Here is a 14099-nt window from a genome sequence, read left to right as displayed (position 1 = left end):
TTAAAGAATTAAACAAAAATGAAATCAAGAATACTTTTTTTTAGTACGTTAGTTTCTACAGTTTTATTTATTTTCTCATCATGTAGCGATGATGATAAGAATGATAATATAACTCCTCCTCAGTTAGTTCCTAATGGAGCATATGTTATAAATAGTGGAGGAAAAGGAAACAATGCAGCAAGCATTACATATTATGATTTAGATTCGAAACAAGTTAGAACCGGCATTTTTGAATCGGTAAATGGAATAGGTCTGGGCGATACCGGCGAAAGTATGATTGTGTATGGCAATAAAATATATGTTGCAGTTTATAACTCCGGGATTATTTATGTCTTGGATAAGAATTGTAAAATATTAAGTACTATACAAAGTGAGACGGCAGATAAGATCCAGCCACGCGAATTCGAAGCATATAATGGAAAAGTATATGTGAGTCTTTATGAAGGATATTTAGCCCGAATTGATACCACAACTATGAAGATCGACAAGAAGATTGCTGTAGGACCTAATCCGGAGAGTGTAAAAGCTGCTAATAATAAAATTTATGTAGCAAATTCAGGAGGTATGAATTCTAAAAACGGCTATAATAATACTGTTTCAGTAGTAGATCCTGAGTTAACTTCATCAAAGGAAATAGAAGTGGGTATGAATCCTCAGGAGTTTAAAATGGATAAATACAATAATTTATACCTGATTTCAAGAGGTAATTATAAAACAGATGAAACGGCTGTACCTAATAAATTGCAACAAATAAATACTACAACAGATAAAGTTACCGTATTGGAAGAAGGGCACTCATTTTTGATGTTTCCTTATGGCGATAAGTTGTATTTGGTGAATAAAGTATATGTAAACAGTATTCCGGTATCAACCGTAAGTTGCTATAATATTACAGAGAAAAAAGTTGTAGAAGAAAATTTTATAACAGATGGTACTGTAATATCGGATATATCGGGAATTGAATTTGAGCCTGCATCGGGTGATATATATGTATTAGCTGCCAATAAAAAGAATAATGGAGATGTGTATGTATTCTCTTCAGCAGGCAAATTACAAAACAAATTTGATACAGGAGGATCATATCCTATGGGTATCTCTTTTATAAAGAAATAATTTAGAAAATTTATTTAACAATTATAATTGTACTTTAAAATCAAACATAAAATGATAAAAAAGAATTTATTGTGGAGTATGCTCCTATTCGGAGCCACTCTAATCGGTTTTTCTTCTTGTAGTGATGATGATAACAATGATCCGGATATTCCTGTTGTAGAGTTTAATGGTGCTTATATCCTTAATGCCGGAAAATATGGCGGAAATTATGGAGCATTAACCTATTATGATTTTGGTTCGAAAAAAGTTTCAAATGTATTTGAATCCGCCAATGGTATAGGGCTGGGAGATACAGGTCAAGATATAATTATATATGGTAGCAAGACATATGTTGCGGTGTATGGTTCTGGTTTGATCTATGTTTTGGATAGCAATAATAAAATACTATCTACAATAAAAAATGACGCAGCAAGTCCTTTGGAAAAACTACAACCTCGTGCTCTTGAAAGCTATAAAGGAAAGGTGTATGTGACTTTATTTGATGGTTATTTAGCTCGTATTGATACTACAACATTAGCTATTGATAAACGCATAGCAGTTGGGCTTAATCCTGAGGCGGTAAAAGCTGTTAATAATAAGTTATATGTAGCCAATTCGGGAGGAATGAATTATAAAAATGGTTATGATAATAGAGTTTCTATTGTAGATGCAGAGTTGTCATCGAAGAAAGATATTACAGTTGCCGTAAATCCGTGTGAACTTAAAGTTGATAAATATAATAATTTATATTTAGTCTCTAGAGGTAATTATGGAGATGTGCCCAATACACTTCAACAAATAAACACCAGTACAGATGCTGTAACTAAATTAGATGAAGGACGTTCGTATTCGGTATTTCCAGAAGGTGATAAACTATATATGTTGAAAAAAGAGTATGATGCTAATTATAATCCATCGTCTTCGTTTACATATTATGACATCGTAAATAAAAAAGTGGTAGAGCAAAGCTTTATTACCGATGCAACTGTAATAAAAGATATTAGCTTTATGAAATCTGAGCCTGCAACAGGCGATGTTTATATTTTAGCAGCTAATGGAACAAATAATGGGGATGGGTATATATTCTCATCGGAAGGAAAATTGAAATCTAAATTTGATACCGGAGCAGCTTATCCTATAGGTATCTGGTTTGTAAATAAATAATATAATTGTAACCAAAAGGAGTTGTCATGCAACTCCTTTTGATATATATATACATATGAGACATTCTATAATTTTATTATTTGTTTCGGTCTTATTGGTCTCTTGTTCCGGTAACGGTAACAAAGCATCTGTTGAGTCTGTAAATAATGCTGTTGATACAGTTTATACAGTAGAATATGCCAAAGGATTTACAGTCAAAAAGTATGCTGAGTATAAGGAAGTAACAGTTGTTGATCCTTGGGACTCTACCCGAATCTTACAGCGATATATTCTCGTAGATAAAAACAAGGCTCTACCTTCAAACTTGCCTCAAGGTACGGTTATTAGAACACCATTAAGTAGTGTGGTAGCTTATTCAACTATTCACTGTGCGACCTTAAATGAAATAGGAGTTCTTAATACTGTGAAAGGGGTTTGCGAACCTCGGTATATTGATATAGATTATATTCAGGACGGAATAAAGAAGGGTACAATAGCCGATTTAGGACAGGCAGCTAATCCTGTTATCGAAAAGATTGTAGACGTTGATCCCGAAGCTATTTTTGCTACACCTATACAAGGGCGTACTTACGGTAGTATAGATAAAGCCGGAATACCCGTCATAGAAACTCCGGATTATATGGAGCCTCTACCTCTTGGGCGTGCTGAATGGATTCGGTTTTATTCTTTATTCTTTGACAAAGAATCACAAGTTGATTCATTATTTAATAATACAGTAAGCAATTATAATGCAATCAAGGATAAACTGGTGTCGGTCAAAGACAAGCCTTCCGTATTCATAGACCTTATGTATGGAAATGTTTGGTATACATCCGGTGGAGGTAGTTTTATTTCCAGAATGTTAAGTGACGCAGGTGCGACTTACATTTGGTCGGATGATGATAAAGTAGCCTCTACGCCATTGGCTTTTGAGCAGGTATTGGACAAGGCAGGAGATGCACAGTATTGGTTGATAAAATATAATCAGCCTCATGATTTGACATATACTTCACTGGAGAAAGAATATAAGCCATATTCTTATTTCTCTGCTTTTAAAAATCGGAATATTTATGGTTGTAATGCCGGAAAAAAATCGTATTATGAAGACCTTCCTATACATCCCGACTATATATTAGAGGATTTTGCATATATTTTTCACCCTGACCTTTTTCCTGATTATATTCCTCGCTATTATAGTAAGATGGAAGAATAAAGATGTTTATTATTATCTTTGATTATAAATAAGTAATAAATAAGTCTGAGACTTTAGATATTTAAATTTGAAAACGAATCACCTTGCTAAATATATTGTTCCTCTGTTGATAGGGATTATTATTCTGTTTTTTGCAAATTTGTTTGTCGGATCAGTTAAGATACCATTTCAAGTTATTCTTGATATTTTGACAGGTGGTGAAGTTGTGAAAAAATCATGGGAGCATATTGTTCTCGAAGTACGTTTACCTCAGACTATTACAGCTTTATTTACAGGGGGAGGAATAGCTGTTTCGGGTTTATTGTTGCAGACAGCCTTTCGTAATCCATTAGCTGATGCCGGAATCTTAGGTATTAGTGCGGGTGCAGGACTGGGGGTTGCTATAGTGATACTATTGTTTGGTGGTATAGTAGGCAATACTGTGGGGTTTAGCTTGTCTGCTTCTATGACCGTTGTTGCCGGAGCTTTTGTTGGTGCCGGATTGATTCTTCTTATCATTATCGGTTTTGCCTCTATTATAAAGAATAATATAATGCTGCTGATCATAGGTATTATGGTTGGTTATCTTACTTCTTCGGTTATTTCTTTATTAAAATATTGGAGTACGAGCGAACAAGTCTTTTCATATATGATTTGGGGTATGGGCGATTTTTCGGGTGTGTCCATGGCTCAGTTGCCCTTTTACTGCATAACGGTTTCAATCGGATTAGTATTGTCGATTTTATTAGTAAAACCTCTAAACGCATTGTTATTAGGAGAGAGGTATGCTGCTAATTTAGGAGTGAATATTAAGAGAATACGTTTTCTATTGTTAGTTTGTGCAGGTATATTAACCGCTGTTACCACAGCCTATTGCGGTCCTATCTCTTTTATAGGGCTGGCTGTCCCTCATATTGCACGTCTTATGCTGGGAACTTCTAATCATAAGTTTTTATTGCCCATGACTATACTTTTGGGTACATTTATGGCCTTATTATGCAACCTGATCAGTGTTATTCCCGGATCGGCCGGATTGATTCCTTTGAATGCAATTACGCCTATTTTTGGAGCCCCCGTGATTATCTATGTAATTGTCAACCAAAAGAAAATTCAATACTTCAACTAAAAAGTAGTATCATTAAGAGGAATGAACAAAGAACCTATTATATCAGCTCAGAATCTGAGTATTGGATATCCTAAGTCCCGTAATAGGAATACTTCGGTATTGTATGAAGATATGTCTTTTAAGCTATATGCCGGAGAGTTGACTTGTCTGTTAGGTTCTAATGGTGCAGGCAAATCTACCTTATTACGTACGCTTACAGGACTTCAATTATCACTGAGAGGAGATATATTATTACAGAAAAGAAGTATACATAAATATTCGGAACAAGAACTATCAATGCTTTTAGGATTGGTATTAACCGATAAAACAGTTGTTGGAGGATTAACCGTTTCCGAACTTGTTGGTCTAGGGCGATATCCTTATACTGGATTCTTTGGTCGATTAACAAAAGAAGATCATCGAATTGTGGAGAAGGCAATGTATGATGTTTGCATTCTACATAAAAAAGATTCGTATGTTTCGGAATTGTCAGATGGTGAACGCCAAAAAGTGATGATTGCAAAGGCTCTGGCACAAGAATGTCCGATTATAATTCTGGATGAACCAACGGCTTTTCTGGATATTGTTAATCGTATTGAGATAATGAATTTATTGCATCTTATAGCCTCTACACAAAACAAAACGATTTTATTGTCCACCCATGATATCGAGTTGGCCCTTACATTAGCAGATCGTTTATGGTTATTGGCCAGAGACAAAGGCTTGAAATGTGGGGTTACAGAAGATATCGTTCTTTCAGATGCTATTAATGAATATATTGGTAATGAATCAATTGTATTTGATAGAGAAACAGGACGCTTTGTCTCCGAAAATATTATCAAAAAGCAGATATATTTAGAAGCAGAAGGTGAATTGTATTATTGGACAAAGAATTTTTTGTTACGAAAAGGCTATTCTCTGACAGATACTCTTTCATGTGAATTTTCTATAAAATTACTAACGCGAACTCAGATAGTAGTTACTCAAAATAATCAAGAGGAAACTCTTTCCTCTTTTGAAGCATTAGATTTCTGGTTAAAATAGTAGGGTAGTTCTTGTGGAATCTTGAGTTTATTTTTCTCTATAAATAGACTTAAATACAAATCTTTATGAAAAAGCTTTCTTTACCATCTATCTTGTTATTTGTTTGTATGGCTTTGGGGGCACAAGATAATACCCAGGGAGGAGATTCTTCAGAATTTTTTATTTGTGATTTCAATGAACGTATGGCTCAATATCCGGAGGGAGACTTAGCTCTGCTAAAGTTTCTTGAAGAAAATATAACATGGCCCGAAGTCGTAAGCGATAAGCCTCTAGAAGGACGTGTAGTTCTTGGATTTACAGTTGAGAAAACAGGAGAAATATCGAATATACGAGTTTTACGCTCTTTACATGACAGTATAGATGCTGAAGCTATTCGCGTTGTGAAATTAATGCCTAAATGGATACCTGCAGAAAGTTACAATGGTGCAAAAATTGCAAGTTATTGGACACTTCCTTTCAAGTTTAAACAGACTCGCTAATTCATATCTACTTCAGATAAAATAAAAAAGCACCCCGAAATTCGGAATGCCTTAATGTATCATTATCTACAAGTAAAATTACTTTTTAACTTGTGTGCGTTTTGCGTAACGATTCATGAACTTATCAACACGTCCTGCAGTATCCACAAGTTTTTGTTTTCCTGTGTAGAATGGGTGAGACGAACTAGTGATCTCTAATTTGATTAGAGGATAAGTAACACCGTCTACTTCAATAGTTTCTCTTGCATTGATTGTTGAACGAGAAATTATAATTTCATCGTTTGACATATCTTTGAAAACAACTGGACGGTAGTTTTCTGGATGAATACCTTTTTTCATTGCTTATATTATTATTTTTTTAATTATTCTCTTTTCGGTCTGCAAAGATAGGCTTTTTTGAATAATAAAAAAATATTCGCTATCGAATTTTCTTACTAAAAAGGACTTGGACTCGAATTTTTATTGATTAAATTTGTTTATTCTATTTTTAGAGCTCTGATTTAAGGTTGTTCACCTTCTGTTTTCTCTTTTTAATTTATGATAACTATTCAATATGATGTTGTCAGTAAAAAAAGATAAGTAGGAAATTATAATATATTAGCCCCAATAATAGAAAGGTTTATAGCCTTTAATAATTAAATAAATACAAAAAACTATGCTAAAAAAAGTTGTAGCTATATTCTCTTTTGCTTGTCTTGTTATAGGATGTGCAAATAAAAATACAAACAATGCTAATGCTGATAATCAGTCTATGGATCAAATTGAAAAGAGTAATACTGAAATGTATATGCTGGTAGGCACCTATACTTCGGGAGAAAGTAAAGGTATTTATGTTTATAAGTTAGATACTGTTACGGGTACATCTAAATATGTGAGTGAAATAAATGTGGATAACCCTTCTTATTTAGTGTTGGATCAATCGGAAAAGTTTGTTTATTCAGTAACAGAAGATGATGGTATTGAAACATCTGCAGCCAATGCTTTTTCTTTTGACAAGAAGGACGGAAAATTATCTTTCATCAATAAGCAGTTGACAGGTGGAGGTGCTCCTTGTTATATAAGTATTGATGCAAATGGGAAACACGTTATTACGGCTAATTATTTAGGAGGTAGTCTTACTTATTTTTCGGTGAATGAAAAGGGTGGATTGGAGCCTGCTTCCGAGGTGATTAGTTTTTCAGGAAAAGGAATTGATTCTGAACGTCAAAAACAATCTCATATTCACTGTGTACAATTTACTCCTGATGGAAAGTATTTGTTTGCAGATGATTTGGGTACGGATAAGATTCATAAGTTTAATGTAAATGAAACAAGTGGTAAGTATTTATCGGTGGGTACACCTGCTGCATTTAATATAAAAGCTGGATCAGGGCCTCGTCATCTCAAATTTCACCCTAATAATAAATATGCGTATTTAATTACAGAACTTTCAGGCGATGTTATTTCTTTCAGTTATAATGATGGAAACTTAAGTGAAATTCAAACCATCAAGGCTGATACATTGAACGCAAAAGGAAGTGGAGATATCGGAATTACCCCTAATGGTAAGTTCTTGTATGCCTCTAATCGATTGAAAGGTGACGGCTTAGCCATATTCTCAATAAACGAGGCAGATGGAAAACTGACTAAAATAGGGTATCAATCAACAGGTATTCATCCTCGTAATTTTGCAATAACTCCCAATGGTAAATTATTGTTGGTTGCTTGTCGTGATAGTGATGTAATTCAAGTTTTTAAAATTAATGAGAGTACAGGGCTATTGGAGAATACAGAGCATGATATAACCTTAGATATGCCTGTTTGCGTGAAATTTGCCTCAGTACAATAATCAATCAGTATAAATAATGTTATAAATAGGAAGAGTTGTATGACTCTTCCTATTTACATTAACCCATTTAGATATTTAGAGGAATATTTCAGATGCAATGTGATATTATATTCTAAAACTGTTTTTTTACTGCAATAATTAATAAATTAACGATCTTAAATAACCTTTAGAGATAATAAAAGTATCGTTTTGGGAAAGTTTTATTATTATATTTGCAGCATTCGAATGTTATGTTTAATTCTTTAGCTCGATAGTTAAAAGAAAAGCAATCTAATCAAGATGAAAAATTCTTTATATTATATTCTGATATCAGTTCTTTTGTTATTATTCTCTTCGTCTTCTTATGCCGAATCTGTAAATTCGAAATTTAATGATAACGGTATTCCTGCATATACAAAGATTGAAAAAAAAGTGCTTCAAAGAGAGGAAATGCCAGTATTTCAAAATGATTCGGTTTTGGTATATACTAGAGGTGCGAATGGATTGATCATAGTTCCTCCTGTAGAGTGGGATCCTTTCCCTTATAATGTGAGCTTTAGAGATACTGTTATATATGATCCTCAATTTTTGCCGATTGTATTTGATGGGAAAATCTTACCTCCACGCTTGAGCTTTATTCCTAAAGACTCAAAATTAGAAGGTCCTAAATTTCATTTGATACCGGAAGAAAATACTTTTGCCCCATTAATAAAGAGAGCTGAAGTTATTCACGCTCGTCGTAAAAATTTCTATATGGATATGAGCAATATTGGTGATGTCCGATATAATGCTTCTGTATTGAAGAGCATTCCTAAACTGAATGAAGAGGATGCTACTAAACGTAACTTTCTTCATAATCTAATAGCTACAGATGATGCGATTCAGGTAACACCTGTGGAAATGGCAAAAATTGATCCCGGATTTATTTATTGGGTTAAGAGTGGAGAGCACGCTCTTCAGATTGCACAAAATCATATATCTGATAACTGGTATTCAGGTGGAAATAGTAGCTTTTTTATACGTAATTCTCACAAGGTTGCATTGAATTATGCAAAAGATAAGGTTACATTTAATAATACTATGGAATGGAGATTAAATTTGCAAGCTACTCCTTCAGACAAAGAACATGATGTAAATATTAGTGAAGACTTATTTCGCTTAGAAAACATTTTAGGTTATAAAGCATATAATAATTGGTCTTATTCTACTCGTTTAGAAACTAAAACACAGTTTTTTAATACTTATCCCCTTAACTCTCGTGATAAGTATACTTCATTTCTGGCTCCTTTGGTCATGAATGCGAGTATTGGTATGGCTTATAAATTAGAAAAGAAATACAAGAGTGACAAAGCCAAAAAGTTAGATTTAGTATTGAGCCTGTCTCCGCTGTCAGTCAATTATATTTATGTTAGAGATGAAAATGTAGATGAAACGCGATTTGGTCTGGAAAAAGGAGAGCGGGCATTAACTGAAGTTGGTTCTTTGGTTAATACCAATCTAACTTTTAAGTTTAGCAGATATATGTCCTGGTCTTCTCGTTTCCGATATTTTACAAACTATAAAAGGGTGGAAGTGGAGTTTGAAAATAAGTTTGATATGATGTTTACTCGCCTTTTTTCTACAACGATATCTTTGAATACTCGATTTGATGACAATGTCCCCCGAGATAAAAAGCTTGGCTACCTACAGATTAATCAGCTTATAAGTTTCGGATTAAATTACAAATGGTAAGCATTTTTATTGTGTTGATGCTTAGTTGTATATGTGTTTTCTGGCAAAATAATATAAAAATAGTGTTCCAAAAGTTTGGACTGTATTGAAAAAGACGTATCTTTGTACTCGAAATATCGCGGGGTGGAGCAGTTGGTAGCTCGTTGGGCTCATAACCCAAAGGTCATCGGTTCGAGTCCGGTCCCCGCAACTCACAAGAGTGGAATTCCTTTACAGCAAAGGTTTTCCACTCTTTCCGGTTTAATATACCGGGACAAAATCGGGACACGTTCTCATTAAAAGAAAACATTCACTTTTTTACTTCTCTAACTATCTGGTTAAAGACGTAAAAAAAAAATGGACCTACTTCAGAAAAAGCAAAATTCTTCAATAGAAGAGATCAAGAGTTTTACGATGCCTAAGCTCTATACCGGAAAAGAATGGTACATTGGGTTTATGGCTTACGATCCATCCAGGGGAGGCATGCGTAGAAAAAAAATCAAGCTCAATCATATTGAAAAAATAGGAGATCGCCGCCGGTACGCCGACAGCTTTCTGAAACGCCTTATCCCCAAGCTTGAGAGCGGATGGAATCCTTGGATTGAAGCAGAGCATGAGAAATCATACAAAACATTCACAGAGGCTTGCGAACACTACAAAAAGCATATAATGAAACAGCTGAATGACGGTCTGCTAAGAGAAGATACCTATAGGTCCTACATTTCGCAGCTTCGTAATATTGAAAACTGGAATAGAGACAGGAAAATTCCTATAACTTATATTTATCAATTTGACAGAGCATTTATAATGGAGTTCCTTGAAGACATTTATATCGGTAGACAGAACTCTGCTCGTACACGTAACAACTATCTTACATTTGTCCGGATTTTTGGGACTTTCTTATTAGAACATCAGTATGTGAAAGTAAAGCCAGCTGAAGGAATAGCATCCTTTAGTAAAAGAAAACTAAAGAAACAACGCACAATTATTGACGAAAAAGACGTTATTAGGTTACATGATTACCTGAGTGAGAAAAATAAATACTTTCTTCTGGCCAGTTATATTATGCACTATTGTTTTGTTCGTCGTAAAGAAATGAGTTTTATTAAAATATCTGATATCTCGATAAAAAATCAGACATTATATATACCTGAAGAGAGTTCAAAGAATGGAGTAGGAGGTACAGTTACCTTGACTGCGAAAGTGATACATTTGATGTTGGATCTAAATATATTTGATTATCCGGATACTTATTATTTATTCTCGGAGAACTTCAAACCTGGAAAGCTTCGTAAATCCGAAAAACAGTTCACTGATTTTTGGGCATATCATGTTAGAAAAGATTTAAATTTTCCTGATAAATATCAGTTTTATTCATTGAAAGATACAGGGATCACAAGTATGTTGAGAACACATGATGTAATTACAGTGAGAGATCAGGCACGGCATTCTGATATCCAGATGACTGATAAATATACCCCTCATGATATTCAACAGGCAAATAGTTTGATAACAAACCATGAGGGTGTATTTTAATTCGAACTTGTTTATTATTGATATTTATAATCTATCTTTGAATACTCAAATCATCTTACGAAACTTTATATTTTATTTAAATGGAAGGCAAAAAACAAATTCTCGAAGACTGGGACTGCGTAAAAGTTATCACTTCACTATTAGTTGTAATCGGTCATTCAACTTTTTTTTACACTGAAGCTGCTGCTATTCGACCTTTAATTTCTTCATCTGTTTTGGATATTATTACAAAATATATCTACAGTTTTCATATGCCTCTTTTCATAGCTGTCTCCGGAGCAATATATTTTTATGGAAAAAGAACACTTGGAAAATATAAACAACAAAAGCCTTTCATTAAGAATAAAATTCTGAGGCTACTAATCCCATATTTCTTTTTTGCAACTTGCATTATAACACCGTTAATTTATTATATGAAGATTGTTGATGTACCCGTATTAAACTATTATATTGAAAATATTTTACTTGGTAAAAATCCTCGATATCTTTGGTATGTACTGGCTTTGTTTAATATTTCAATCATTTTCAATTTTTTCGAGAAATATATTTTTAAACTAAATTTTATTTACAACTTTATATTCTTCTTTTGTTTATTTCTGATTGCATCTTTCTTCCCTTCCTTTTTTGTATTAAAAGCAACTATGGCGTATTTGTTATTCTTCTTTTTAGGATATGAATTTCAATGCAACAAAAGCAGACTGATACCAATCTTAAGAAAAACATACGCAATAGTATTTTTATTAATTGTAAGTATCTCTTCATTCTTATTTTCTATTTATTTAGAGGATAAAGAAGGTATTATTTTCAAAATGTCTACTAAGTTGTTAGGTTTTTCATCTGCATTATCCGGAGGAACTCTTTTCTATTTATTAGCTACGTATCTTTTGACAACTAAATTCATTACCACCGGTTTTTATGCTTTTATATCAAAAGGATCATACGGCTTGTACCTATTTCATCCGATGATTATTTATCTCGTATATTATTTTACTAAGAACCTAGCCGTTAACCCATATATACTTTCTTTACTGGCTTGTATCATAAGCTTTAGTTTATCTGGTCTATTAATCATCTTATTTCGAAAATTGAACTTATACATTTTAATAGGAGAAAGTAACCCCAAACCCAAACAATAAATTCTTACTTATCGCAAAACAACATTCATCGGATAATCAAACCTATATCCATTATTGTATGCCCAACTGGCACAAGCTTCTATTTTATCGACCATCGCAGTAGTAACTACTCCCGATACTGTAGGATAAATTTGCTGTTCATGCGTGAATAAAACCAGATCATTTGACATATTAGCGAATGATGGTGTTAGAAAATCAGATAAATACGTAGATATATTGGCAGCATTTTCGAGTCTCTTTTCTGATTTGAAAAATCTCATGTGGTTTACCGTATCAATGATTCTGTCATGTGCATTGATATACGTATAATCTGCAACAGATAAGAAATAACTATCCCTAGAATCGTCAGCCGTAAGTAAACCTATTATACCGATATTGGTATCTCGCATTGCTTTCATACTGGCTAATACGCCTGTGAAATTGTGCAGCCTTACAGCACGATCAATCGACTGAATACCGCCCGTAATGGCAACTATAGAAGTTATAAAGCTATCATAATCTGCCTTTGCTGTTTCGGGTGTAATGCTATTACCATAGGATGTACTTGTATTTCTACTATGAAAGCCAAATTTCATCCAGTTGCTATTCGCTTTAAATTCATTTGCGAATTTGGTAGTTGTATTTGAAAGGATAAATCCTGTAGGAGATTCAAGCCAACAATAAAACGAAAATACCATTCCATGTCGATCATGGATCCCTTTTATTGCTTTAAAAAATGGATTATCAAAAATACTAGTGTATGTACTTGCTTTGGCTGTCAGATCAGCGAATACATTGATTGTATCATCAAAACTCATGTGCATAAATTTTGATGTACTGTTTATGGCAGACATAGATTGTTTTATAGTAGATATATCTGATGTGTTTATACTTATATCTGATTGCATTTGAGCTATCGTGTTAAGAGTGATATAAGTATTTGGAAAATATGACAGATTTTTAGAAGTGGATATTATAACATATTTAGCATTTGCAGGTATAGTCATAGTTGATCTGTCTATAAAATGCCATCCTGCACCTAAAACCATATTGGAGGCGGTTATATTTGTACTTAAATCTCTATCGGTATAATAGGCTAAATTGGATACAGATGAATGCCCCCATACATATGCATTCATAAAAGCATTAATATCAATAAAATAAGTACGTGTCCAATCGGTACTACTTGTGACAACTCCAGAGGCGTTAATATAGTTCAGATATACAAATGGAGTTTGAGATCTATTAGTTAATAGCTTGGTAGATTCTTTTAGTCCGGATAATCCACTATCTATCCTCAATGATATAGGAGTTGGAGTTGGTACAAATTCAGGTCTTAATCCTCCGGCTATTATATAATTAACCTCATTTGGTGTTATGACATTCGTGTTATTGTAATTTCCTGACGATCCTAATAGGATTACAGGATTATTCAAATTGATATCAGAATACCCAACTAGAGCATTACCAGAGGCTCCATTTTGCCCTGAATAATATATAGATGTACCCTTATTTACCTTAATCGGCTCTGTTATGGCGTACCATCCACTAACGGTAGGTTGCCCGGCACTATTAAGCATATACCCTATTCTTGTAAAAAGAATGTTAATTGTACCATCTATGGCAATTTGTCTTGTATTATCAATAGCTAAATTGGCTAAATCCTCTACTTGCTGTAATGATTTAGTAGAACCTCCCTTGTCAGCTTTTACCTGCTCCAAAATAGAAAAGTTCTCATTCACTATGTTTTCAGCTCCCAGTCCACGTGTAGGTATTTGTCCTTGTGTATTCTGAGTGGACCATATAGGTTGTAATCCTATAGCAGACGTAAAGGGTTTGTCAGTTGCTGATATTGTTTTTAAAGTCATATTTCTTT

General features: G+C 33.7%; 12 protein-coding genes and 1 tRNA gene. 11 read left to right on the top strand and 2 right to left on the bottom strand.

Annotated elements, in window-relative coordinates; all coding sequences use genetic code 11:
* Positions 1 to 18: 18 nt before the first annotated feature.
* The 6 genes from G7051_RS17735 to G7051_RS17710 all read left to right on the top strand — a co-directional run bounded on the left by G7051_RS17735 (position 19) and on the right by G7051_RS17710 (position 6055).
* Positions 19 to 1113, top strand: coding sequence for a YncE family protein (locus G7051_RS17735; protein ID WP_166202451.1), 1095 nt, complete (start codon positions 19 to 21; stop codon positions 1111 to 1113).
* A 51-nt stretch (positions 1114 to 1164) separates the two neighbouring features.
* Positions 1165 to 2256 carry a YncE family protein gene (locus G7051_RS17730; protein ID WP_166202449.1) on the top strand — a complete coding sequence of 364 codons (1092 nt, stop codon included), beginning with the start codon at positions 1165 to 1167 and terminating at the stop codon, positions 2254 to 2256.
* 55 nt (positions 2257 to 2311) lie between these two features.
* The gene (locus G7051_RS17725; protein WP_166202447.1) at positions 2312 to 3448 is read left to right on the top strand and encodes an ABC transporter substrate-binding protein; all 1137 of its coding nucleotides are present in this window, start codon (positions 2312 to 2314) and stop codon (positions 3446 to 3448) included.
* 67 nt (positions 3449 to 3515) lie between these two features.
* Positions 3516 to 4553 carry an iron ABC transporter permease gene (locus G7051_RS17720; protein WP_166202445.1) on the top strand — a complete coding sequence of 346 codons (1038 nt, stop codon included), beginning with the start codon at positions 3516 to 3518 and terminating at the stop codon, positions 4551 to 4553.
* Between the two features lie 21 nt (positions 4554 to 4574).
* On the top strand, positions 4575 to 5576 hold the full coding sequence (locus G7051_RS17715) for an ABC transporter ATP-binding protein (protein WP_166202443.1): 1002 nt from the start codon (positions 4575 to 4577) through the stop codon (positions 5574 to 5576).
* A gap of 65 nt (positions 5577 to 5641) precedes the next feature.
* Positions 5642 to 6055 carry an energy transducer TonB gene (locus G7051_RS17710; RefSeq protein WP_166202441.1) on the top strand — a complete coding sequence of 138 codons (414 nt, stop codon included), beginning with the start codon at positions 5642 to 5644 and terminating at the stop codon, positions 6053 to 6055.
* A gap of 78 nt (positions 6056 to 6133) precedes the next feature.
* Here G7051_RS17710 and G7051_RS17705 read toward each other — a convergent pair whose 3' ends face one another.
* Positions 6134 to 6394: a type B 50S ribosomal protein L31 gene (locus G7051_RS17705; RefSeq protein ID WP_166117460.1), complete on the bottom strand. Its 261-nt coding sequence runs from the start codon at positions 6392 to 6394 to the stop codon at positions 6134 to 6136.
* Between the two features lie 316 nt (positions 6395 to 6710).
* Here G7051_RS17705 and G7051_RS17700 point away from each other — a divergent pair, with 316 nt between their 5' ends.
* The 5 genes from G7051_RS17700 to G7051_RS17680 all read left to right on the top strand — a co-directional run bounded on the left by G7051_RS17700 (position 6711) and on the right by G7051_RS17680 (position 12244).
* Complete coding sequence (locus tag G7051_RS17700) at positions 6711 to 7883, top strand: lactonase family protein (protein ID WP_166202439.1); 1173 nt, start codon at positions 6711 to 6713, stop codon at positions 7881 to 7883.
* 279 nt (positions 7884 to 8162) lie between these two features.
* A complete protein-coding gene (locus tag G7051_RS17695; RefSeq protein WP_166202437.1) occupies positions 8163 to 9593 on the top strand; it encodes a DUF3078 domain-containing protein in 1431 nt (476 codons plus the stop codon).
* Between the two features lie 117 nt (positions 9594 to 9710).
* Positions 9711 to 9783 (top strand) — tRNA-Met (locus tag G7051_RS17690).
* A 146-nt stretch (positions 9784 to 9929) separates the two neighbouring features.
* Positions 9930 to 11108: a site-specific integrase gene (locus G7051_RS17685; protein WP_166202435.1), complete on the top strand. Its 1179-nt coding sequence runs from the start codon at positions 9930 to 9932 to the stop codon at positions 11106 to 11108.
* Between the two features lie 80 nt (positions 11109 to 11188).
* Positions 11189 to 12244, top strand: a complete 1056-nt coding sequence (locus G7051_RS17680; protein ID WP_166202433.1) for an acyltransferase — start codon at positions 11189 to 11191, stop codon at positions 12242 to 12244.
* An 8-nt stretch (positions 12245 to 12252) separates the two neighbouring features.
* Here the strand turns inward: G7051_RS17680 and G7051_RS17675 are convergent, their stop codons facing one another.
* The gene (locus G7051_RS17675; RefSeq protein WP_166202431.1) at positions 12253 to 14091 is read right to left on the bottom strand and encodes a hypothetical protein; all 1839 of its coding nucleotides are present in this window, start codon (positions 14089 to 14091) and stop codon (positions 12253 to 12255) included.
* Positions 14092 to 14099: the final 8 nt, after the last annotated feature.

The sequence above is a fragment of the Dysgonomonas sp. HDW5B genome (assembly GCF_011299335.1).
Taxonomy (GTDB): Bacteria; Bacteroidota; Bacteroidia; order Bacteroidales; family Dysgonomonadaceae; genus Dysgonomonas_A.
This window is presented reverse-complemented; position numbering and strand designations above follow the sequence as displayed.